Genomic DNA, 24440 nt, shown 5'->3' with positions numbered 1-24440 from the left:
CCTTGCCTTATATGAGGCATTATTCGCCGTGTTGTGCACGGTGAAACACGGGAGGCGTTTCGAAGGTATGCAATGGCGCCGGACTAGGGACACTCCACTCAAGATCTTCTGCGCCCTCCCATGCCTTAGCAGGCGCTTTTTTACCCCCTCGGACACACAGCACCACCACCAGCACAAAAATGAGCTGCGAAACCCCGAAGAAAAAGGCACCAATGCTTGAAACGAGGTTAAAGTCTGCGAACTGGAGCGCATAATCGGGGATACGACGTGGCATTCCGGCAAGACCAGCAAAATGCATGGGGAAAAACGTCAGGTTCACGCCCACGATCGAACACCAGAAATGACACTGCGCTAACCGCTCGTGAGGGTAATGCCCCGTCCATTTGGGTAACCAGTAATAAACCCCGGCCATAATGGCAAAGATGGCTCCTGGCACTAGCACATAGTGGAAATGAGCTACCACAAAGTAAGTATCGTGGTATTGAAAGTCGGCAGGAGCAATCGCCAACATAAGCCCCGAGAAGCCACCGATAGTGAATAGAACGACAAAGGCCAGTGCAAACAGCATGGGCGGCTCAAAACTGATTGAGCCTCGAAACAGTGTGGTGATCCAATTAAAGACTTTGACCCCTGTTGGCACTGCAATCAGCATTGTGGAGTACATGAAAAACAGCTCAGCGGCTAATGGCAAGCCAACCACAAACATATGGTGCGCCCACACTAAAAACGACAGTAGCGCAATGGCAGCCGTGGCATAGACCATGGAGGCATAGCCAAACAGGCGTTTACGAGCAAACGTCGGAATGATGGCAGACACAATCCCGAACGCAGGCAGTATCATGATGTAAACTTCGGGATGCCCAAAAAACCAAAAAAGATGCTGAAACAGGACTGGATCTCCTCCTCCTGCTGCATCGAAGAAACTAGTACCAAAGTTGATATCCATTAACATCATGGTAATGACCCCGGCTAGAACGGGCATGACCGCAATCAGTAAGAAAGCCGTGATTAGCCAGGTCCAAACAAACAGCGGCATATCCATCATGCGCATCCCAGGCGCACGCATATTGAGGATGGTCGCGATAATGTTAATAGCACCTAAGATGGAGCTAATACCCGCGATGTGGAGGGCTAGAATAAAAAAGGTAGTTGAAGGCGGAGCATAAGTCGTTGATAGCGGTGCATAGAACGTCCAGCCAAAATTTGGCCCCCCTCCCGGCATCAAAAGCGTGGAAAGTAGCAGCGTAAACGCAATGGGCAGCAGCCAGAAGCTAAAGTTGTTTAGCCGAGGAAGTGCCATGTCTGGTGCGCCAATTTGCAGGGGAATCATCCAATTAGCCAAACCAGTAAACGCAGGCATTACTGCGGCAAAGACCATGATTAATCCATGCATCGTGGTCATTTGGTTGAAAAACTCAGGCTCTACCAGCTGCAAGCCAGGCTGGAATAATTCTGCTCGAACCACAAGCGCAAAGATACCCCCAATAAAAAACATGGTTAATGAAAAGATAAGATACAAAGAGCCAATCTCTTTGTGATTAGTCGTAAGTAGCCAACGCATTATCCCACTCGGGGCCGTGTGATTTGGATGAGAAGCCTGTCCATCTGCCGCTGTGGTAGAGCTATGCTGCAATGAGTGTTGAGGAGGTAGTTTGGGCGCCATAAATCTCTCCGCCTACTTTATTGTTGTGATATCCGATTAACCCGCATGCCTTTAATCAACCAGCCTTTCTGCAATGGATGCAGGCTGAATCACATCCCCCGTGTCATTACCCCACGCATTCCGCGTGTAGGTAACTACAGCAGCAATCTCCACGGGATTTAGCGTATTGCGAAATGCTGGCATAGCAGCGCCCGACACACCGTTCAAAATACGGTCAATATGCCAGTCTAAGTCATTAACTAACTGCTCATTATTGGCAAGCGCCGGGAAGGCAGGCGGTGTGCCTTGGCCGTCGGCCTGATGGCATGAGGCACATATAGCGCGATACACAGGCTCTCCTCGCGCCATTAGCTCATCAAACTCCCACTCCCGATCCACCCCCATCGCTTCTTGCTCTGCTGCCTCTTTGCGCTCCGTTAGCCATGTCTCAAACTCTTCCTCCTCTACAGCGTGCACCACGATCGGCATAAAGCCATGGTTGACCCCACACAGTTCCGCACATTGGCCTCGGTAAATGCCCGGCTCATTAATTTGCACCCAATTCTCATTAATAAAGCCAGGAATTGTATCCTGCTTGACGGCAAGCTCCGGTACCCACCATGAGTGAATAACGTCATCCGAGGTCATGAGAAATCGTACTTTTCGGTTAATGGGAAGTACCAGCGGCTCATCTACATCAAGTAAATAGTGCTCATCACGGGTTGAGTCTCCATCAATTTGCTCCCAAGGCGTACTCATACTGGAGTTAAACGCCACCTCCTCACCGAGATACTCATAGCGCCAACGCCATTGCTGGCCGATGATCATGACATCCAGTTCAGCCTCAGAGGCGTCATACATATTTTTTAACGTCGCCGTGGCGGGTACTGCCATGCCGACTAGAATCAACACTGGTATGGCTGTCCAAAGCACTTCTACTTTGGTGTTTTCGTGAAAATGCGCCGATTTAGCGCCTTGTGAGTTCCGGTAACGGAACAAGGAGTAGAACATCACTCCAAACACGATTAGTCCAATGACCACACATATCCAAAAAATGGTCATGTGCAGCCCGTAAATCTCTTGACTAATCTCCGTCACACCAACGGGCATATTCCACCCGCTAGTTTGCGCTAGGGCAGTACTGGACATTGAACCTAGGGGCAACAGCCATCGCCAGGGTGAGTGCATCGTTACCTCCTTATTATTGTTGTTATTTATGCGTTTTTAATTGGGGTGAGATGATGTGATAAGACTCAGTATAGAAAACATGTGCGATACGTCACGGGCTACCGTGCAAAAGCTGTCAACGCTTTCATTGTGCCGCCATATTAGCTACGGCCACGAGCGCCAATACAAAAATTAGGGTTACGGCGATGGCCGCCACAATAAAGGCGATAGGCTTCTTGCTGGTGAAGTCTTTTTGGCGCTGGGAATCACTCTGGACGCCAATGAGTGCAGCTAGAATCGATTTGATAACCGACCACATAGAGTATCTCCTGCGAAGGGATGAATTTCGTTTCGAAAACGGCACGATTATGCTGCAGTTAGCTATAGTTCAAGGTAGGCAACTTTCAAAAATTATGCCGCTCAGTTTCCACGATTAAAAAAGGAGCTCACTATGGCGACTAACGATACAACCCCGTCCATGCCATGGATGGACAGTACACAGCCCATGCAGGCTTGGTGGCATCAATACTGTCTTTTAAGCGCAATGCCCATGATCCGGCTTCAAATCGCCTGGCTAGAAAACGTGACTCAGACGATGCAGATGGAGGCGCAACTCTTTCAAGCTCTCGCTAAAAGTAGTGAAAAACTAACGCTTTGTCTGACCGACAATCCGCACCAATGTAATGCGGCGGAGCTAACGGAACACTACCATGAGATGGTTAAGACGCTCACCGATGCCAACATGGAACGACTAACAAACGTTTCACAACTTTCCCATGAGTTTCGCCGCTGCCTATGGGAGGAGATCTAGCAATTTACAATTACGCACGTTGCGCCCTATAGTGCCGCTCACTGTTTACTTCAACACGCAGCAGCAACCTCAGGTTATGGAGCCAACTATGCCCAAGTGTCGTAAATTTCGTATGTCTATTCCTTTTATCACTTTAGGGTTGTTGTTGCCTTTAACAGCCTGCACCACTTATACGTGGCCAGACGGCTCGCAAGAAACTGTGCTGGGTGTCGTTCCAGAGGACGACAACCAGCGCTATGAAGAGAGACAGGCAGAGGGCGTTCGCTATCGTCTACCAGGCGATATCCCTGAATAACGTTTCGTTTATCTAGCCTTCCACCATCACACGTAAGCCTTGCCCTCAGTCACTGCACTGCAGCATATCTTTCCTTATACTGTAGCTTGTATTGACACATCACCGGGGGCACGGAATGGCCAAAACACCACTGACGAATGAAACCACTGCTGCATGGCACAGCACTGGTGCAGACGAAGCGATATCATCACTACAATCAAGCACAGCCGGCTTATCCAGCCAAGAAGCTGAATCGCGGCTGAAAACCCATGGCCCTAATAGGCTTCAGCAAGAACAGGCGCGGCCCTGGTACCGGCGCTTTGTAGATCAATTTAATAACATCCTTATGCTTATCCTGATTGTCGCAGCAACTGCCAGTGCTCTGCTGGGGCATCATTTGGATGCCGCTGCCATCCTTGGGGTGGTAGTGATCATTGCGTTAATTGGATTCATTCAAGAAGGTAAAGCTGAGCAGGCCATTCAAAGCATACGCAATATGCTTTCCCCCCAAGCCACAGTGCTACGCAATGGGCAGCGAACGGTTGTCGACGCAGAAACAGTCGTTCCTGGTGATGTGGTACTGATTGAGAGCGGCGATCGCGTGCCTGCTGATCTCAGGTTGATAGAAGTGAAGCGTTTTTGCACTGATGAGGCAGCGCTCACTGGCGAGTCAATACCGGTTGATAAACATATCCTTCCCGTGTCTGCCAACGCCGATTTGGCCGAACGTAGCTCAATGGCTTATGCAAGCACCATTGTGGTTCAAGGCACTGCAAAAGGGTTAGTCGTCGCAACAGGAACCCAGACAGAAATTGGTAAGATTTCCGAGCTAGTCCGCGGTGTTGAGCAACTTAAAACGCCGTTGCTGCGCCAGCTGGATCGTGCGGGTAGCATGCTCGCATTTTTTATATTAGGCGCCGCTGCACTTACTGCAGCCGTGGGAAGTTTTGTTCACAACCAACCTCTCGATGAAATGTTTATGGCTGCAGTGGGCTTGGCGGTAGCTGCCATACCAGAAGGTTTACCCGCCATTGTGACGATTAGTCTCGCTCTCGGCGTTCAGCGCATGGCGAAACGAAAAGCAATTATTCGGCGCCTTCCAGCGGTTGAAACCCTTGGTTCAATTTCGACTATTTTTTCCGATAAAACCGGCACACTCACTCGCAACGAGATGACAGCCACGGCTATTTGGGTAGGTGACGCTCAATACGCCATTGAGGGTACCGGCTTTACCCCCGAAGGCAACATTCGGCCAATAGCGGCTGACTCTCAGTCACAGCCCTCCTCTATTGTTACTGAAGATCATCCAGCATTAAGCCACTTTCTAACGGTAGCTTCACTTTGCAATGACGCAGAACTTTCCCAAAGTGGCGATGCGCACTATGTTGTCGGCGACCCAACGGAAGGAGCTCTTATTGTGGCTGCTGCTAAAGCAGGGTTGGAAATTCAACCTCTTCGCGAGCGCCACCCACGGCTTGATGCGATTCCTTTCGAGTCTGAACATAAATACATGGCAACGGTGAACGAGCTTGATGGTAGTCATAGAGTCTTAGTGAAAGGCGCTCCAGATCGGCTACTTGAAATGTCGAGCCATACGTTGAGCCAAGAAGGGCTAACACCTATCGATCGCCGACAGTGGGAAGAGCGGATTGAAGAACTCTCCTCCCAGGGATTGAGAGTTCTAGCCATCGCAGAGAAGGCGTCAGTCGACTCACCGTCGCTTGATCATCAACACATTCAGCAGGACCTCACCTTTTTAGGCATCATCGGCTTACTCGACCCACCGCGGGAAGAGGCTATCAACGCGGTAAGAGAGTGTCTGCGAGCCGGCATTCGTCCTGTCATGATTACCGGAGACCATGCTGCCACTGCACTTTCCATCGCGAAGCAACTAGGTTTTTCACAGACAGGGCGTGTTGTTACCGGTCGCGAAATCGAAGCCATGAGTGATTCGCAGCTTGAAGAAATAATTACGGATGTCGACGTATTTGCCCGCGCTTCGCCTGAACACAAGTTAAGGCTGGTTAAAGCTATGCAGGCAAAAGGCGGTATATGCGCGATGACAGGGGATGGGGTCAATGATGGCCCAGCGCTTAAGCGTGCTGATGTCGGCGTGGCAATGGGCATTCAAGGCACAGAGGCTGCGAAAGATGCCTCGGAAATGGTGCTCGCAGACGATAACTTTGCCACGATTGTGAATGCGATTGCGGAAGGCAGAAAAGTCTACGACAACATTCGTAAAACGATCACGTTCATCTTGCCTACCAATGGTGCGCAAGGCTTAGCCATCATGGTGGCGGTGCTGGCGGGTACTAACCTGCCGATCACACCGCTTCAAGCGCTCTGGGTCAACATGGTGGTCGCTACTACCCTCGGCTTAGCTCTTGCCTTCGAAGAGAGTGAGCAAGACCTGATGCAGCGCCAACCGCGAGACCCAAAAGCGGCGCTACTCGATATGTTTCTACTGTGGCGAGTCATCTTTGTCTCATTGCTGCTGCTGGGCGGTGTCTTCAGCGTTTTTAGCTGGATTTTAGCCCAGGAAGAAAGCATTGAATTAGCGCGCACGGCCGCCGTCAATATGCTGGTGGTTGGTAGCGCTGCCTATTTAATTAATAGCCGCTTTTTGATTAACAGCACGCTCTCCTTCCACGGCATTTTTAGTAGCCGCATGGTTTGGTCGGCGATTGGCGCTATTATGCTTCTGCAGCTGGCATTCACCTACTGGTCAGTAATGCAGGCTATTTTTGCCAGCGAAGCCTTACATCTGCAACATTGGTTAGCTATTTTGCTGTTAAGTCTCGTCATCTATGCATTAGTTGAAATAGAAAAGGCGGTATGGCGCCGCTTGCGTTAATGCGTTGAGCCACTGCCCTGCTTTGTCTTGGCAGTGGCGTTTGCAGCTAGCGGATCATTCGGCCAAGGGTGCTTCGGATACCGGCCACGCATCTCCTTACGCACCTCTGGGTAGCCATTCAGCCAAAAACTGCGCAAATCTTGAGTCACTTGTAGCGGTCTTTTTGCTGGCGAAAGAAGATAGACGAGCACTACAACATATCCTCTGGCAACAGTAGGAGAGTCTTGCCATCCAAACGCTTCTTGCAGCTTAAGCGCTAGTACTGGCGGGCAGTCATCTAGGCAGGGGGCGTAATCAAGCCTTACCTGACGGCCACTAGGCACAGGCAGCGACTTAGGCGCTAATTGATCAAAAGCAGCCTGCTCTTCCCATGTCAACGATGCCCATAAATGCGTATGAAAAGGCATTTTTTCTAGCTGGCTCATGCGCACCATACCCACTAGATAAGGTGAGAGCCATGTATCTAGCGCACTCATCAACGCTTCATCTGACCAGTCTGGCCACTGATTTGGAAAAAGACGATGGAGCAGCGCCATGCGGCCCTGCAGCTGCTTCACCTCTTTTGTGAACACTATCTCTGGACGTTGTTTCAGCTCTATGAACAAAGCGCGCTGAACAGCCTCCGCGGGAAGCTCTGTAAGTGGACGAGAGGCTAACACCAGCTCTCCATGGCACTGAACGGTTTCGCCAACAAGCCTGCGTTGGGATTCTGACCAATAGATCCGTTCCATCCACCGTTGTGTGCCTGGGAAAAAATGAGTCAATGTTGCTAATGTCATCGACTCTGCCAAGTAAATAGCAGCCTCGCTAGAAGCACTTTCAAGGCTCACTGCTACAAGGTAAGAGGCGTTTGCCAGAGAATGGCCGCTTGGCAACGTGGCTGTTTTTCCATTCGCCAATTTAAACCGGCCGAGTGTTATAAGTTGACCGACGCGATCCGGATAAGCCAGTGCCAGTAACGTGCCCAGAGCCTCATAGCTAACATTACGAGGTAACGTCGTTCCTGCGACTCTAACCAAACGTTCAGCCTCCTTTTGCCACTGAGGGTAACGCGAAGGCTGTGCAAATCGCGGTGCTAAAGCCTCTTGTAAAGGGCCATTTACACGCTCTCTACTCTCTAATAATGCTGCCACTCCACAGGCTAATGGCAGCGCATTGAGTAAAGAAGATTTTTCCAACATAACGGCTGATCGCGGCTCAACCGGCCATCGTGCACTCTGCGTACCCAGCGGCGTAAGCTTGGCTGTAGAGTCAATGATGCCCAGCTGTTCAAGCAGCGCCTGGCCACTTTGCCAAGCGCCCTTTGGCGGCGGAGTCACCCATGCCAGCGCATCCGGTGACTGAACGCCCCAGATCGCAACTTCAAGTACCAGTCTCGATAAATCGGCCTGGGCTATTTCTGGCTCACCATAGGCAACCAGCGGCTGTTCTTTTGGCCATAGCCGAAAACATATGCCTGGCTGCTGCCGTCCAGCCCTTCCTCTGCGCTGGTCAGCGCTGGCGCGATTGACACGCCGTGTAGTTAAACGGGTAAGCCCTGTGCGCGGCTCAAACAGCGGTACTCGCTCTAGACCAGCATCGATTACTACATTGACCCCGTTTACGGTCACACTAGATTCTGCAATAGCGGTGGACACAATCACACGCTGGCATATGGCATGGGGCTGCAAAGCAGCTTTCTGCGCCTCAATGGGCATTCGGCCATGTAATGCACGAACCTCAATATCAGCTATGCCGCTCTCCAGCGCCTGCACTAACCGAACAATCTCAGCCACGCCAGGTAAGATCACCAACACATCGCGGGTATCAGCCAACGCCAGGGCTTCATTGACTACTCGATACGCGGCCATTTCTAACGACTCGCTGTCACGTTTAGGTCGATACTGCGTGTCAACAGGGAATTCTCGCCCGCTGCTCTCAATGACAGGAGTGTCGTATCCCAACACGTTTTTTAAAGCAACGACATCCAGCGTCGCAGACATCACAATCAGCCGCAGGTCTTCGCGAATGCTTTGCTGTATATCCAGCGCAAACGTTAGGCCAAGATCTGCTTCAAGACTGCGCTCGTGAAACTCATCAAAAATAATGCCCGCCACACCTTCAAGGAGCGGGTCATCCTGCAACATGCGTGAGTAACCACTTCTAAGCGGGTTTGTGTACTCACTTTACTGTCACCGCGCATGCGATAACCAATCGTCTGGCCGACCGACTCATTAAGCTGTTCTGCCATATAGCTTGCTGCTAACCGCGCCGCAACACGTCGTGGTTCTAGCAACAAAAGCTTTTGACCCTGCGCCCACGGGCTGCTAAGTAGCGTTACTGGTACACAAGTAGTTTTACCCGCTCCCGGCTGAGCAACCAAAATTAGTCGGTTGCAATCCTCTAATGCGAGCTGCACAGAGGCTAGGTGAGGCTCAATAGGCAAGGTAGACATGATCATTACACGGGGATATTGCTAGACGAGGGTGATTGCCGAATGCCACAACCTTTTAAAATAACCTGCTCTAAAAACTGAGAAATCGACTCAATATCCGCTTCACTAAGTGCATGTTGTCCTAATATACCGCTTACTTGAGCACTATATTCTGTGTAATGCTGGGTAGATGACCAAATCAGAAATATCAGCCAGCGGGGATCAACATCATCCATCTTACCCTGTGACGACCACTGGCGAATAATCGCCGCTCGTGAAGCTACCCACTCTTTTAATTCACCCGACAAGTAGTCACTTAGAAAAGGGGCGCCGGCCAAAATTTCCGCAGCGAATAGTTTTGAACCTTCAGGATAGCTTTGTCCAAGCAGCATTTTTGTGCGAATGAACTCACTCAACACCTGCGCCGGGTCGCTTTCAGGGGTAATATCTTCAAGAACTGCATTCCAGCGACTCATCATACGATTTAGCAATCGTACATAAAGCGCCTGCTTGCTCCCCATGTAGTACAAGATATTGGCTTTGGGCAAACCTGCTTGATCAGCAATCGCCTGAAGGCTCGCGCCGCGGTAACCGTGCTGAGAGAACACCTGTTCTGCAGCACTTAAAATGCTTTGCTCAATGCGGTCACGACTGGCATTTTCGTGATTAGCGGTCTCAGCCGACATGGAGATAGCTCCTGAAATTTTTTAAGGATCGTTGGCATAGATAAAACACCATACTGCACCAGATTGGAAACGCGGTCTGCCAAGCACTTACAAAGCCGCGCTGGAACACGTTTTTAAGAAATACTCACTTTCATCAGGTGCATACAACTTACCGAAGAGTTTAAATCAATGAGCGATAACATCTACATAGGAGATAATACTTTTTAGCAACGCTTTCTCGTCAGATGGTGTTGCAATGGCATGTTCTTCTCTTATGTCGCAACTGCTCTTTAACCTACCCGCTTCTCAGTTATTCTCAACGTATCAACCACTACATAATGCTTAGAAAAAGTTATTTCGTCTTGATAGTACTACACAAAGAGTTATGCATTAGAGATACAAATAACCATCCTATGACTGTTAGATATTTTTTCTAGGCAATAAAAAGCCCCGAGCACGTTGTGCTCGGGGCGTTTCTTAATAAGTGCCTGACGATGACCTACTCTCGCATGGGGAGACCCCACACTACCATCGGCGCTAAGCGGTTTCACTGCTGAGTTCGGCAAGGGATCAGGTGGTTCACGCTCGCTATGGTCGTCAGGCGTAACGGGTAATGTACATCATGCTGGGCGTCATTGACGTGTTTTGTGATCGTCTCTTGTCAGCAAGCGCTTTGGCTCACTGCTGCGTATCCGGTTTTCGTTATCACTGCGACCAGACCCCTTGGGTGTTATAGGGTCAAGCCTCACGGGCCATTAGTACACGTTAGCTCAACGCCTTGCAGCGCTTCCACACCGTGCCTATCAACCAGCTGGTCTCGCTGGGCCCTTTAGGAGGATCAAGTCCTCGGGGATGTCTCATCTTGAAGGGGGCTTCCCGCTTAGATGCTTTCAGCGGTTATCCTGTCCGACCATAGCTACCCGGCAATGCCACTGGCGTGACAACCGGAACACCAGAGGGTCGTCCACTCCGGTCCTCTCGTACTAGGAGCAGCTCTTCTCAAACATCCAACGCCCACGGCAGATAGGGACCGAACTGTCTCACGACGTTCTAAACCCAGCTCGCGTACCACTTTAAATGGCGAACAGCCATACCCTTGGGACCGACTTCAGCCCCAGGATGTGATGAGCCGACATCGAGGTGCCAAACACCGCCGTCGATGTGAACTCTTGGGCGGTATCAGCCTGTTATCCCCGGAGTACCTTTTATCCGTTGAGCGATGGCCCTTCCATACAGAACCACCGGATCACTAGAACCTGCTTTCGCACCTGCTCGACGTGTCTGTCTCGCAGTCAAGCACCCTTATGCTCTTGCACTCATTGCACGATGTCCGACCGTGCTGAGGGTACCTTCGTGCTCCTCCGTTACTCTTTGGGAGGAGACCGCCCCAGTCAAACTACCCACCACACACTGTCCTCGATCCGGATAACGGACCTGAGTGAGAACGCCAATGATGCCAGGCTGGTATTTCAAGGTTGGCTCCACCCGAACTGGCGTCCGGGTTTCAAAGCCTCCCAGCTATCCTACACAGGCAACATCAGCGTCCAGTGTGAAGCTATAGTAAAGGTTCACGGGGTCTTTCCGTCTAGCCGCGGGTACACCGCATCTTCACGGCGATTTCAATTTCACTGAGTCTCGGGTGGAGACAGCGTGGCCATCATTACGCCATTCGTGCAGGTCGGAACTTACCCGACAAGGAATTTCGCTACCTTAGGACCGTTATAGTTACGGCCGCCGTTTACCGGGGCTTCAATCAAGAGCTTCGTCCGAGGACTAACACCATCATTTAACCTTCCGGCACCGGGCAGGCGTCACACCCTATACGTCCTCTTACGAGTTAGCAGAGTGCTGTGTTTTTACTAAACAGTTGCAGCCACCTGGTATCTTCGACCGGTTCGGGCTTAGAGAGCAAGTCTCATCACCCTACGCCGGCGTGCCTTCTCCCGAAGTTACGGCACCATTTTGCCTAGTTCCTTCACCCGAGTTCTCTCAAGCGCCTTGGGATTCTCACCCTGACCACCTGTGTCGGTTTGGGGTACGGTCGCACATGATCTGAAGCTTAGAGGCTTTTCCTGGAAGCGTGGCATCAGTGACTTCCTGACCGTGGTCAGTTCATCTCGTGTCTCGGCTTTAAGGTGCCGGATTTTCCTAGCACCTCGGCCTACTCACTTTCACCAGGACAACCAACGCCTGGCTCACCTAGCCTTCTCCGTCCCCCCATCGCAATCATGTCCGGTACGGGAATATTGACCCGTTTCCCATCGACTACGCCTTTCGGCCTCGCCTTAGGGGCCGACTCACTCTGCTCCGATTAGCGTCGAACAGAAACCCTTGGTCTTCCGGCGAGGGAGTTTTTCACTCCCTTTATCGTTACTCATGTCAGCATTCGCACTCGTGATACCTCCAGCGAACTTCTCAATTCACCTTCATCGGCTTACACGACGCTCCTCTACCGCTCATCCATAGGATGAACCCGTAGCTTCGGTACCTGGTTTAGCCCCGTTACATCTTCCGCGCAGGCCGACTCGACTAGTGAGCTATTACGCTTTCTTTAAAGGATGGCTGCTTCTAAGCCAACCTCCTAGCTGTCTGAGCCTTCCCACATCGTTTCCCACTTAACCAGGATTTGGGGACCTTAGCTGACGGTCTGGGTTGTTTCCCTTTTCACGACGGACGTTAGCACCCGCCGTGTGTCTCCCACGCTCATACTCGCCGGTATTCGGAGTTTGCCTCGGGTTGGTAAGTCGGGATGACCCCCTAGCCGAAACAGTGCTCTACCCCCGGCGGTAATACGTGAGGCGCTACCTAAATAGCTTTCGAGGAGAACCAGCTATCTCCGAGCTTGATTAGCCTTTCACTCCGATCCACAAGTCATCCAAATCTTTTTCAACAGATCCTGGTTCGGGCCTCCAGTTGATGTTACTCAACCTTCACCCTGCTCATGGATAGATCGCTCGGTTTCGGGTCTATATCCAGCGACTGTGTCGCCCAGTTAAGACTCGGTTTCCCTACGGCTCCCCTAAACGGTTAACCTCGCCACTGAATATAAGTCGCTGACCCATTATACAAAAGGTACGCAGTCACAGAACAAGTCTGCTCCTACTGCTTGTACGCACACGGTTTCAGGATCTATTTCACTCCCCTCTCCGGGGTTCTTTTCGCCTTTCCCTCACGGTACTGGTTCACTATCGGTCAGCCAGGAGTATTTAGCCTTGGAGGATGGTCCCCCCGTCTTCAGTCAAGGTTTCTCGTGCCCCGACCTACTCGATTTCACATACGCAGATTTTCGACTACGGGGCTATCACCCGCTACGGCCGTGCTTCCCAGCACGTTCGTCTAATCAGTTGCATGCTTAAGGGCTGCTCCCCGTTCGCTCGCCGCTACTAGGGGAATCTCGGTTGATTTCTTTTCCTCAGGGTACTTAGATGTTTCAGTTCCCCTGGTTCGCCTCCTACACCTATATATTCAGTGCAGGATACTCAGCTTATGCTGAGTGGGTTTCCCCATTCAGAAATGCCCGGGTCACAGGTTGTTTGCCACCTCGCCGAGCCTTATCGCAGGCTACCACGTCTTTCATCGCCTCTGGCTGCCTAGGCATCCACCGTGTGCGCTTCATTGCTTGACCCTATAACCCGAAGGAGTCTGGTATCTCGCAATGATAACGATTGCCGGATACGCTTGAGACGTATCACAAAACAATTACGTATAAACACTTCAAAGAAATGTTTATGTCAGCATGATATACATTGTTAAAGAGCAGCTGTTCAATGAACAGTGATAAGAAGACGTTTAACGTCGTGCTTATCAATGGTCACGAAACAATCACAAACGGGTATTATACTTCACGTTAAGACAATGGTGGAGCCAAGCGGGATCGAACCGCTGACCTCCTGCGTGCAAGGCAGGCGCTCTCCCAGCTGAGCTATGGCCCCATTGTTTTTGCTGACCTTACCTCTTGCCATTAATTTCTGTGAGAAAAGCCAAGATGCAGCAACGTATAGCCTGCTATACGAGGAGCATTTTAACGCAGTATCACAGGAATTTGGTGGGTCTGGGCAGACTTGAACTGCCGACCTCACCCTTATCAGGGGTGCGCTCTAACCAACTGAGCTACAGACCCAAGAGGGGATCGTGCTTAAACCGTTTGCTCTACTATCTGATCAGGTAATTCATTGTGAGCGCTTACCGCGAGAGTGATGCATCGTTTAAGGAGGTGATCCAGCCGCAGGTTCCCCTACGGCTACCTTGTTACGACTTCACCCCAGTCATGAACCACACCGTGGTGATCGCCCTCTTGCGTTAGGCTAACCACTTCTGGTGCAGTCCACTCCCATGGTGTGACGGGCGGTGTGTACAAGGCCCGGGAACGTATTCACCGTGACATTCTGATTCACGATTACTAGCGATTCCGACTTCACGGAGTCGAGTTGCAGACTCCGATCCGGACTGAGACCGGCTTTTCGGGATTAGCTCACTCTCGCGAGTTGGCAACCCTTTGTACCGGCCATTGTAGCACGTGTGTAGCCCTACTCGTAAGGGCCATGATGACTTGACGTCGTCCCCACCTTCCTCCGGTTTGTCACCGGCAGTCTCCTTAGAGTTCCCACCATTACGTGCTGGCAAATAAGGACAAGGGTTGCGCTCGTTACGGGACTTAACCCAACATTTCACAACACGAGCTGACGACAGCCATGCAGCACCTGTCTCTGCGTTCCCGAAGGCACCAAGTGATCTCTCACAAGTTCGCAGGATGTCAAGAGTAGGTAAGGTTCTTCGCGTTGCATCGAATTAAACCACATGCTCCACCGCTTGTGCGGGCCCCCGTCAATTCATTTGAGTTTTAACCTTGCGGCCGTACTCCCCAGGCGGTCGACTTATCGCGTTAACTTCGCCACAAAGTGCGCTAGGCACCCAACGGCTGGTCGACATCGTTTACGGCGTGGACTACCAGGGTATCTAATCCTGTTTGCTACCCACGCTTTCGCACCTCAGTGTCAGTGTCAGTCCAGAAGGCCGCCTTCGCCACTGGTATTCCTCCCGATCTCTACGCATTTCACCGCTACACCGGGAATTCTACCTTCCTCTCCTGCACTCTAGCTTGACAGTTCCGGATGCCGTTCCCAGGTTGAGCCCGGGGCTTTCACAACCGGCTTATCAAGCCACCTACGCGCGCTTTACGCCCAGTAATTCCGATTAACGCTTGCACCCTCCGTATTACCGCGGCTGCTGGCACGGAGTTAGCCGGTGCTTCTTCTGCGAGTGATGTCTTTCCTAATGGGTATTAACCACTAGGCGTTCTTCCTCGCTGAAAGTGCTTTACAACCCGAGGGCCTTCTTCACACACGCGGCATGGCTGGATCAGGCTTGCGCCCATTGTCCAATATTCCCCACTGCTGCCTCCCGTAGGAGTTCGGGCCGTGTCTCAGTCCCGATGTGGCTGATCATCCTCTCAGACCAGCTACGGATCGTTGCCTTGGTGAGCCTTTACCTCACCAACTAGCTAATCCGACATAGGCTCATCCAATAGCGGGAGCCGAAGCCCCCTTTCTCCCGTAGGACGTATGCGGTATTAGCCTGGGTTTCCCCAGGTTATCCCCCACTACCGGGCAGATTCCTATGCATTACTCACCCGTCCGCCGCTCGTCAGCATCTAGCAAGCTAGATCTGTTACCGCTCGACTTGCATGTGTTAGGCCTGCCGCCAGCGTTCAATCTGAGCCATGATCAAACTCTTCAGTTTAAAATCATTGTGATGCTTACTCGTCACCCGAAGGTAACAAAAGCGCATCAAACTTGGCTCAAGGTTCAAACGAATTCATTCAAACTTTCGTTCTCATGACCGCTTGCCTTGATATTTGGTGATTTATCACCCTCATCGGCAAGCGCCCACATGAATTACCTGATCAAATTGTTAAAGAGCTTTCGAAGGCTGCTGCCGTTCGATGTGTGCATATCATACCGGTATTTTTTCTCTGGTCAAGCACATAGCCCAGTTTTTATTACTCGTTTTTACTGACGATGAACCCATGCATCAACGAGCCGTAAAAAGACCACAGCCTACTGCGAGCCTTCATCATCCCCAGCCAGCGCGTCAGCCGAAACGCTGGGCTAAAAGCTATCGTTGCAAAAAATAGCGACAACCCTGGCACAACAGTCCCGCTGTTAACACGCTTAGGCGGAAAAACGATTTTGGCTGTGCACTCACTGCCATAAATTACTCACTGCTCCTCAATAATGTTTTTGAAGATCCATATATTTAGAGAGATAAGCCGCTTATTCACTATGACCTTTGGACATCAGAGTGTCTTGACGCCCTGGCTCGCCGACTCTTCGCTCACTAGCCTGCGGCCAGGTAGATATTGATAACGCGGCATACGCTCACGTGCTGTTAAAGCAGCGAAATCACATTTTCAAACAGGGAATCTCACGTCTCTTTGCCTATCCCCCTCCAGCCCACAACAAATCTTAAGTTTGAGTAATATTTGCGACAAACATTGACCCAGCGCAAGCCGTCCTATTACTCGCCTATTACAATCGATTGAAAATAAGTAATTAAAGCACCTACTTTTATTAAGGGTAGATTAGCGAGCGGTAAGACTAGCCAATATAAGTGCTATTTAGAGTGCTACTCAAGCAGGGGGATCATCCATGAAAATGACGCAAAAAATTCTGCCCAGCATTATTGCCAGCGCAGCTTTAATATCCACTAGCACCGTCGTTGCAGAAGACGGCTTTGAGGATTACCGAGCCCGTTTTGAGGCGCTGCCATATTTACCGCCTATTCCCGAAAGCAACTCACTTAGCGAAGAAAAAGTTGAGCTGGGTAATATGCTGTTTTTTGAACCGCGAATCTCATCTAGTGGCGTCATTAGCTGCGCTACTTGCCATAACCCGGCGCTGGGCTGGGCTGACCGCATTCCTCGTGCAGTGGGCCATGATGGACAGGTAGGAGAGCGCAACACCCCAACCGTGCTGAACAGTGGTTTTTTTGAAGCACAGTTCTGGGATGGCCGTGAACCAGATCTTGAAGGGCAAGCGCTTGGCCCTATCGAAGCCGATGTCGAAATGGCGATGGATCTTGAAATGGCACTGGAACGCTTAACGGACTTTGATTTCTACCAGGAAAAATTTGCTGAAGCCTATCCTGACGACGAAGATCCAATCAGTGCCGACAACCTAGCCAAAGCGCTTGCATCCTTCCAGCGCACACTTAATACACCAAATTCGCCGTTTGACCGCTACTTACGAGGCGACCTAAGCGCCATTAGCGATCAAGCAAAGGATGGCATGGCAGCGTTTGTAAACAATGGCTGTATCGCTTGTCACAGTGGACCAGCGCTGACGGATAGCCGTTTCCATGCAATCCAGGTGCCAGGCTCTACAGACCTAGGCCGCTACGTAGTGACAGGGGAAGAGAGCGACAAGTACCGTTTTAAAACACCTACGCTTAGAAACGTCGCCGTTACCTACCCCTATATGAACAACGGTGCTACTGAAACGCTAGAGCAAGCAGTCGCCACTATGGGAGAAGAGATGTTAGGCCGCGAATTTGATGATGCTACGATTAACGATATCACTGCGTTTTTGCATACGCTCACAGGTGAAATGCCTGACTTTGAGATTCCCGCACTACCCTAGTGCTGACAAGATCATTAACGACACAGCTGCCGGCCTCGCGCCGGCAGTTGCTTCAATGCACATGGTTTATGCGTTCGCTAAACGCTGCATCAATACTTCACGGCGCGTCTCCGTCGTGAATGCTTCTTCGATCGCATGACGGTTTAACGTACGAAAAACATCTTCGCCCCAGCCAAATGCTTCAGCACAAGCTAAGTGGTTAGTAAGTAAACCACCCCCAAAATACGCTGGATCATCTGAACTGATCGTCACTTTTAACCCTTCCGATAGCAACCTAGGGAGCGGGTGGTCGCTTAATTGTTCAACCACTTTTAGGCTAACATTTGAAAGTGGACAGACGGTTAGTACCGTTTGCTGCTCTCGAAGGCGCTGAATTACAGCGTCGCTCTCCAAACAGCGCACGCCATGATCAATACGCTGCACATCAAGCACATCGAGCGCCTCAACAATATAGCTGGCGGGGCCTTCTTCACCCGCATGAGCTACACGCACTAAACCGACATCCTTCGCACGTGCAAAGAGTGTTTGAAACTTGGAGGGTGGGTTATCACGCTCCGCACTGTCTAGACCAATCGCGTCAAGAAACTTCCAGTAAGGAGCAGCCTGCTCAAAAACGTGCAAGGCTTCATCCTCTGGACGATCCCGAAGGAATGCCATGATCATACCGACAGACAAATCTAGCGACTCTTCAGCATCATCTTTAGCTTGCAACAGTCCCGCCATCACAACTTCAAGCGGTACGCCGCGCTGCAAGTGCGCTTGTGGGTCAAAGTGCATATCGATATGCACCACACCCTCTTCTCTTGCTCGTTTAAAGTAATCCATCGCCAAATCATAAAAGTCCTGCTTATTGCGCAGGACATTCATGCCCTGGTAATAAAGATTTAAAAATCCCTGTAGATCATCAAACTGATAAGCCGCTTTGACGTCTTCAATCGTTGCATAAGGCAGCTTAATATTATTCCGCTGCGCAAGCTCAAACATGAGCTCAGGCTCAAGGGAGCCTTCAATATGCAGATGTAGCTCTACTTTTGGCAGCTGGCGTAAAAATTTATGCATATCGAACTCCTGTAGATCGCTTAAGTCACTGAGCTATTGATGCCAGTATCAGTAATTAGCTGACCTTCAGCAAGCCGCCAGTAATATTCAACTCCCGGCAATAACGCTGCATCGTCTATTTGGTGGATAAAATAAATCACTGTTTTTTGGTGAAGCCACTGATCTAAAGCACGCGCTATGTGCCGTGCCGTTTCTGCATCCACACCAGCAAAAGGTTCATCCAGCAACACTACGCTTGGGCTACGCAAAAACAAGCGCGCCAAGGCCACCCGTCGTGCTTGACCACCGGAAAGCTGCTGCCCTTTTTCACCTACCGGAGTTGCCAGCTGTTGTGGTTGTCGCTGTGCCCAGTCGCCTAATGCTACTTGATCCAACGCATTCCATAGCTGCTCATCACTTGCGTTGGGATTAGCAATGCGTAGATTCTCTGCCAATGAGCCATCGAAAAGGTCCACTTGTTGAGACAACATCGCGAAACAGGCTGCACGGCTATCTTCTGTCAGTTCAGAGGGAGCAACACCTGCTAAGCTGACATCACCCGTAGATGGCGACACACGCCCCATTAGCAGCTGTGCAAGTGTTGATTTACCAGCGCCAGAGATGCCTGTGATCACTGCCCGCTTGGCTGCTGGAAGCTCCAATGAAACATCTTTTAAAGCAGGCTCAAGCATGTTGGGATAGCAATACGAAACGCCATTAACGCAAAGTGAATAAGTTTGGTGCTCGTCAGAAAGGACGGTTGACGACGGACTAACGGTATTCGCCGCTAACATGTTCAACCGCTGAACCGCCGCATAGCTTGCCCCTAGCTTAATAAAAGCTGCCGGCAACAGGTTAAATGCTTCATTGATACCCAAAATGATCAACACAACCATCACCATAATTGGCCCGTTGACGCGCCCTTCAACCAAAGCAGTGCTGGCAAGCCACAATACGGCTAATAACAACATGCCGGTCACGAGGGAAACCAATGCACTACCTAACGCCGATTTAAGCGCTAAGCGCCGGTGATTAGCGGCAGCGTACGCTTCATGGTGAGCAATCTTCTGCTGGTGCCAAGCACTCGTGCCGTAACTCATCAGCTCTGAGGAAGCTTGAACTTGATCAAGCACTAAGTGGCGTAGCTCTCTTTGATCGGTAACCTGCTGGTGACTGTTGAAAAATCCAAACCACGCATAGCCCAACGTAATAACCAGCCATAGCAGCCCCAATGAGAAAGCAACCACCAGCGCAACGCCCGGCAACCAAATAGCGATAAAAGCTGACACGGCGAGTAAGCACAACAGCGCAACAAGCGGCGGAATCAGAAGGCGAAGATAAAAGTTATCCAGAGTATCGATATCTGCCGTTAAGCGGCTTAACCAGTCGCTAGCGCGACGGCGACGTAAACTGGCATCGTCAAGGCGCGTCAAATATCCGAACACCCGAAAACGTAGATCCGCCAGCAGCGTTAATACCGTATTGTGGTTATAAAGACGCTCTACGTAACGTGCAACCGTCCGTAACAAGGCGAAAAAGCGAATACCGCCACCGGGCACATAAATATCTAAAGAAGACGGCAGCCCTGCCGCTAATGCGATACCCGCCAGGGCACAGGAAGCTATAAACCACCCCGATAAGCCGAGAAGAGAGAGGCCTGCGAGCAGGGTAATCCAGACCAGCAGAGCGCCAAGCAAAAAGCGTTGACGGCGGCGCAACAAGAGAGCAAGCCAGGGCTTGAACTCACGATAGATAGACTTCATGCGGCCACCTCATCGAGCTTACCTGCTTTACATACGAAGTGCCGAGTAGCCACATTAACGATGGCGGGGTGATGCGTTGCAATCACCAGCGTTTTTCCCTCTCTAGCCCACCCAAGTAGCGCCTGAATGACGACCTTTTCCGTTGAAGCGTCCAAATTCGCCGTCGGCTCATCCAGGACTATTAGCGGCGCTGTACTTAAATAAACACGGGCAAGGGCAAGACGTTGAGCCTGCCCCCCCGAAAGGCCAACCCCCCGCTCACCAATCATGCTTTCAAGCCCGGCAGGTAATGCCCCGAGTAATGCGGTTAACCCAGCCCTGTGCAACGCCGCCACCATCGCTGACTCACTCACGTCTGGATTAGCTAACCTAAGGTTGTCGGCCATACTGCCTTGAATAATGCACGGATTTTGGTCAAGCCACGCCACGTTTGATGACCGACGGCGATACTCCCCACTGGCTGGTGCCATAAACCCTGCTAAAACGGCTAACAACGACGATTTACCGCTCCCCGACGCCCCAGTGATGGCCACAACATCACCATTAACAATGCTCAAATTCACACCTTGCAGTGCAGGTTCTCGCCCGGCATATCCCACACTCACACCGGCTAACTCGCACTCTACGCCTTGCGCCTGGGGTACCGCTATATAATGAGGCACCAACGGTGGCTCATTCAAAATTGCAACAATACTTTCCGCAGCCCCTAACGCTGCCGCACGATCATGATAGTGCTGGGAAAGCGTGCGCAGAGGTTGAAAGAATTCAGGCGCCAGGAGCAGCACTGCCAAACCACTGAACAGTGTAAGCGATGGTGAAGGACCGTAATCGATATAGCCCAGCAAACCAAAACCTACATACATAGCAACAACCGCAATCGCGACAGACGCAAAGAACTCAAGCACTGCAGAAGATAGAAACGCCAGCCGCAACGTGCGCATACTTAAACGGCGATACTCATCTGTGGCATACCACACCGCTTGCTGCGCGGAGCGAGTGTGACCAAAAAGCTGCAACGTCGTCATGCCACGCACACGATCAATAAAATGCGCGGATAAGCGTGAAACTGCCGCAAACTGGTCTCGATTCAGACGCTCAGCCCCCATGCCTACCAGCGCCATAAATAACGGGATAAGCGGCGCCGAAAGGAGCAGGAAAATAGCGACTAAATAATCGAGCCACCCCACCACGCAGGCTATTAGCAGCGGCAAAGCCACCACAATACGCAACTGGGGGTAAAAGCGGGCGAAGTAACCATCCAGTGCATCAATGTGTTCCACGGCCTGAGTAGCCAACGCGCCACTTTGACGCTGAGTCAACCAAACAGGCCCAAGCTTCGCGATGTTCGCTAACAGCTCGGCTCTAGCAAACTGACGAATTCGAAGGCTTGCCTCAGCACTTAATGCTTCTTGCCCCCAAAGGAAAAGAGAGCGAAGCACTACCGCTAAGGCCAACCCGCCAAATAGTGGCAAGAGTTCCGTGAGCGAACGGTGATGAATCACTAGCTGGTCAACGAACCAGGCTAGCCCCACTACCAGCGCCATGGTTTGAATACCGGCTAGAACACCGCAAACGGCTGCCCCCGCTAGCCGGTGGCGCTCTCGTTGAGCGAGTATTTTCAGCCAGTAGCGCGGCGCAATATGTGGCGTTTCACTTTGATCACGATCAGGCATAGGGCTAGTGGTACCCATCACCCACCCTTACCTTGCCGCGGAACACCCAATACGTCCATGCGGTATAAGTGAGAATGATAGGAATAACAAACACCACACCTACCAACAGAAATAGCTGAGACTCAGGCGCCGAGGCAGCGTCCCAAATTGTCAGGTCTGGGGGAACAATAACCGGCCATTTACTAACAATAAGGCCCAGGTAAGTAAATACGTAAATACCTATTGTGGCGATAAACGGAACACTCTCCTTTCGCTGCTTAACCGCCCGATAGACCGTAAAGGCACACAGCAGCGCAAGTACCGGGAACACCCAGATTATTTGTAAATGACCAAACCAACGCTCCCAAACCGCGGGGTCAACAAAGGGGGTCCATAAACTAATAATCGCAAATACGCCCAGCACAAGAGCTAGCAGTAAGGGCGTTATCTTATACGCCCACTCCTGAATGTGGTCTTCGGACTTTAAGATCAGCCACGTGGCGCCCAGCAGTGCATAGCCCGCCATCAAGCCTAAGCCCGTTACAACCGAAAATGGGGTGAGCCAGTCAAAGGCACCGCCGACAAAGGCGAAATTTTCAACGCGAAACCCTTGGATATATGCCCCCACCACAGCTCCTTGGGCAAAAGCGGCAACCGCCGATCCCCAGCAGAACGCCCTATTCCACCAGCGGCGGTTACGACGTGACTTAAAACGAAACTCAAAGGCTACACCGCGAAAAATCAGGCCTGCCAGCATCAGAAAAACCCCAATGTAGAGCGCTGGCAAGAACACCGAATACACCAGTGGAAATGCGCCTAATAAACCCGCCCCACCTAATACTAACCAAGTTTCGTTGCCGTCCCATACAGGCGCCACAGAGTTCATCATAACGTCCCGGGCATCTTCGTCTGGGGCGAAGGGATAGAGTATCCCTAGTCCTAAATCAAACCCATCCATTAAGACGTACATCATGATGCCAAAGCCGATGATGAACGCCCATATTAGCGTTAAATCAAACATTTCCATGTTTAGCTCCTAACCGGATCTACGTCATCGTCAAAGGGTGTATGGGCAGCAGACATGGGGCGCATAGGCCGTTGAAAATTTTCACCTGCTGTTTCACGCTCTTCTTCCGGCAGCATGCCATTGCGTACCACTCGCGTGAGGTAGTAGATACCCGCGTAAAACACCACACCATAGACCAATACGTAGCCAATCAAGGTAAATAGTGCCATCGGGCCTGTTAGCGACGGGGTAACCCCCTCAGCGTGGGTCATCATGCCATACACTAACCAAGGCGAACGGCCTGATTCGGTGACTACCCACCCGGCCAAAACCGCGACAAAAGGCATCGCAATCATGCCCGTTAACGCCTTTAGGAAGACGGCATTGTGATAAATGCCTCCTTTACGACGCAAGATTAAGCCCGCAAACGCCACGGCAATCATTAATAAGCCAATACCCACCATCACGCGGAACGCCCAAAAAACAATGACTACCGGCGGCTGCTCATCAGGTGAGGCTTCTGAAATGCCCGGCACCTCGCCATCTGCTGAATGGGTCAAAATAATGCTCGCCAAATTAGGGATTCCCAAGGCAAAGCGGTTGGTTTGCGCCTCTTGGTCGGGGATAGCAAATAACAGAAGCGGTACATTGGTGGATGTTTCCCAATTCCCTTCCATCGCCGCCACTTTAGTCGGCTGGTGCTCTAGTGTATTTAAGCCATGATAATCACCAACGACAGCTTGAGCGGGCGCCAGGAACAGTAACAGCCACAGGCACATCGAAAGTGCTCGGCGGTTCGCCTCTGGGTCGCGATTTCTCAATAAAAACCACGCGCTAACCCCAGCAACAACAAATCCGCCGGTAAGGAAAGATGCCATGGCCATATGGGCAAAGCGGTAGGGAAAAGAGGGGTTAAAGATAGCTTCCATCCATGACACGACATGGAAGCGGTTATCAATCAGTTCGACTCCTGCCGGCGTGTGCATCCAGCTGTTGGCGGACAGAATCCAAAATGATGAGATAAAGGTGCCAATGGCCACCATAATTGCGGCAAACAGATGCACACCCTGCGGCACTTTTCCTCGACCAAACAGCAATACCCCAAGGAAAGCCGCTTCCAAGAAGAAGGCCGTAACCACCTCATAGCTGAGTACAGGCCCCAAAAAGTTAGATGCTGCCTGGGAGAAGTTGCTCCAGTTCGTTCCGAATTGGAACGACATCACAATACCCGATACTACCCCCATGCCAAACACCACAGCGAAGACCTTTGTCCAAAACAGCGACAAACGGTCCCAAGCTGGGTTCTTGGTTTTAAAATAGAGGCCGTGAAGCAAGGCAATATACGAGGCTAAGCCTATGGTAAACACAGGGAATATAGCGTGAAACGATACAACAAAGGCGAACTGTATCCGCGATAACACCAGGGGGTCGAGTTCCATTACACTCTCCTAAGACCTGAACAATTATCCCATCAAAGGGGTCACACAAGCTTAGTTGAGCCGAGGTGGCACTGCATTT

General features: G+C 51.1%; 14 protein-coding genes, 2 tRNA genes and 3 rRNA genes. 4 read left to right on the top strand and 15 right to left on the bottom strand.

All coding sequences use genetic code 11. The features are described 5' to 3' along the window. Positions 1–19: 19 nt before the first annotated feature. The 3 genes from ctaD to LG301_RS07065 form a co-directional block, all read right to left on the bottom strand. Positions 20–1663 (bottom strand): cytochrome c oxidase subunit I, encoded by a 1644-nt coding sequence (ctaD, locus tag LG301_RS07075; RefSeq protein ID WP_273681861.1) that lies wholly within the window; start codon positions 1661–1663, stop codon positions 20–22. A gap of 51 nt (positions 1664–1714) precedes the next feature. Next, a complete protein-coding gene (coxB, locus tag LG301_RS07070) occupies positions 1715–2830 on the bottom strand; it encodes a cytochrome c oxidase subunit II (protein ID WP_137094075.1) in 1116 nt (371 codons plus the stop codon). 124 nt (positions 2831–2954) lie between these two features. Next, positions 2955–3128, bottom strand: coding sequence for a DUF2970 domain-containing protein (locus LG301_RS07065; protein WP_404474627.1), 174 nt, complete (start codon positions 3126–3128; stop codon positions 2955–2957). 132 nt (positions 3129–3260) lie between these two features. On the opposite strand from LG301_RS07065, the gene LG301_RS07060 reads away from it, so the two are divergent. The 3 genes from LG301_RS07060 to LG301_RS07050 all read left to right on the top strand — a co-directional run bounded on the left by LG301_RS07060 (position 3261) and on the right by LG301_RS07050 (position 6748). Further along, complete coding sequence (locus tag LG301_RS07060; protein ID WP_404474625.1) at positions 3261–3620, top strand: hypothetical protein; 360 nt, start codon at positions 3261–3263, stop codon at positions 3618–3620. Positions 3621–3708: 88 nt separating this feature from the next. After that, on the top strand, positions 3709–3915 hold the full coding sequence (locus tag LG301_RS07055) for a hypothetical protein (protein WP_404474623.1): 207 nt from the start codon (positions 3709–3711) through the stop codon (positions 3913–3915). Positions 3916–4030: 115 nt separating this feature from the next. Next, positions 4031–6748 (top strand): cation-translocating P-type ATPase, encoded by a 2718-nt coding sequence (locus tag LG301_RS07050; protein ID WP_404474621.1) that lies wholly within the window; start codon positions 4031–4033, stop codon positions 6746–6748. On the opposite strand, the gene hrpB is transcribed toward LG301_RS07050, so the two are convergent. The 7 genes from hrpB to LG301_RS07015 form a co-directional block, all read right to left on the bottom strand. After that, complete coding sequence (hrpB, locus tag LG301_RS07045) at positions 6745–8874, bottom strand: ATP-dependent helicase HrpB (RefSeq protein WP_404474619.1); 2130 nt, start codon at positions 8872–8874, stop codon at positions 6745–6747. The genes LG301_RS07050 and hrpB overlap by 4 nt on opposite strands. Positions 8875–9187: 313 nt before the next feature. Beyond that, positions 9188–9847: a TetR family transcriptional regulator C-terminal domain-containing protein gene (locus LG301_RS07040; RefSeq protein ID WP_404474617.1), complete on the bottom strand. Its 660-nt coding sequence runs from the start codon at positions 9845–9847 to the stop codon at positions 9188–9190. Positions 9848–10312: 465 nt separating this feature from the next. Then, positions 10313–10428 (bottom strand): 5S ribosomal RNA (rrf, locus tag LG301_RS07035). 132 nt (positions 10429–10560) lie between these two features. Next, a 23S ribosomal RNA gene (locus LG301_RS07030) occupies positions 10561–13451 on the bottom strand. A 231-nt stretch (positions 13452–13682) separates the two neighbouring features. Then, positions 13683–13758, bottom strand: a tRNA-Ala gene (locus LG301_RS07025). Positions 13759–13869: 111 nt separating this feature from the next. Further along, a tRNA-Ile gene (locus tag LG301_RS07020) sits at positions 13870–13946 on the bottom strand. An 86-nt stretch (positions 13947–14032) separates the two neighbouring features. Further along, positions 14033–15565 (bottom strand): 16S ribosomal RNA (locus tag LG301_RS07015). Together the 16S, 23S and 5S rRNA genes with 2 tRNA genes alongside form the textbook arrangement of a ribosomal RNA operon. A gap of 908 nt (positions 15566–16473) precedes the next feature. Between LG301_RS07015 and LG301_RS07010 the strand changes: the two genes are divergently transcribed. Beyond that, positions 16474–17463, top strand: a complete 990-nt coding sequence (locus LG301_RS07010) for a cytochrome-c peroxidase (protein WP_404474615.1) — start codon at positions 16474–16476, stop codon at positions 17461–17463. A gap of 66 nt (positions 17464–17529) precedes the next feature. Here the strand turns inward: LG301_RS07010 and LG301_RS07005 are convergent, their stop codons facing one another. Genes LG301_RS07005 through LG301_RS06985 form a run of 5 tightly spaced genes read right to left on the bottom strand, consistent with a single transcriptional unit; the run spans position 17530 to position 24361 of the window. Then, positions 17530–18522: an adenosine deaminase gene (locus LG301_RS07005; protein ID WP_404474613.1), complete on the bottom strand. Its 993-nt coding sequence runs from the start codon at positions 18520–18522 to the stop codon at positions 17530–17532. Positions 18523–18542: 20 nt separating this feature from the next. Continuing rightward, the gene (cydC, locus tag LG301_RS07000) at positions 18543–20264 is read right to left on the bottom strand and encodes a thiol reductant ABC exporter subunit CydC (protein ID WP_404474611.1); all 1722 of its coding nucleotides are present in this window, start codon (positions 20262–20264) and stop codon (positions 18543–18545) included. Beyond that, positions 20261–21937: a thiol reductant ABC exporter subunit CydD gene (cydD, locus tag LG301_RS06995; RefSeq protein WP_404474609.1), complete on the bottom strand. Its 1677-nt coding sequence runs from the start codon at positions 21935–21937 to the stop codon at positions 20261–20263. The genes cydC and cydD overlap by 4 nt, the downstream gene beginning before the upstream one ends. A gap of 4 nt (positions 21938–21941) precedes the next feature. After that, positions 21942–22943: a cytochrome d ubiquinol oxidase subunit II gene (gene cydB / locus LG301_RS06990; protein ID WP_404474607.1), complete on the bottom strand. Its 1002-nt coding sequence runs from the start codon at positions 22941–22943 to the stop codon at positions 21942–21944. A 2-nt stretch (positions 22944–22945) separates the two neighbouring features. Further along, on the bottom strand, positions 22946–24361 hold the full coding sequence (locus LG301_RS06985; protein WP_404474604.1) for a cytochrome ubiquinol oxidase subunit I: 1416 nt from the start codon (positions 24359–24361) through the stop codon (positions 22946–22948). Between the last annotated feature and the right edge of the window lie 79 nt (positions 24362–24440).

The sequence above is a fragment of the Vreelandella venusta genome, from assembly GCF_044809155.1.
Classification (GTDB): domain Bacteria; phylum Pseudomonadota; class Gammaproteobacteria; order Pseudomonadales; family Halomonadaceae; genus Vreelandella; species Vreelandella venusta_B.
This window is presented reverse-complemented; position numbering and strand designations above follow the sequence as displayed.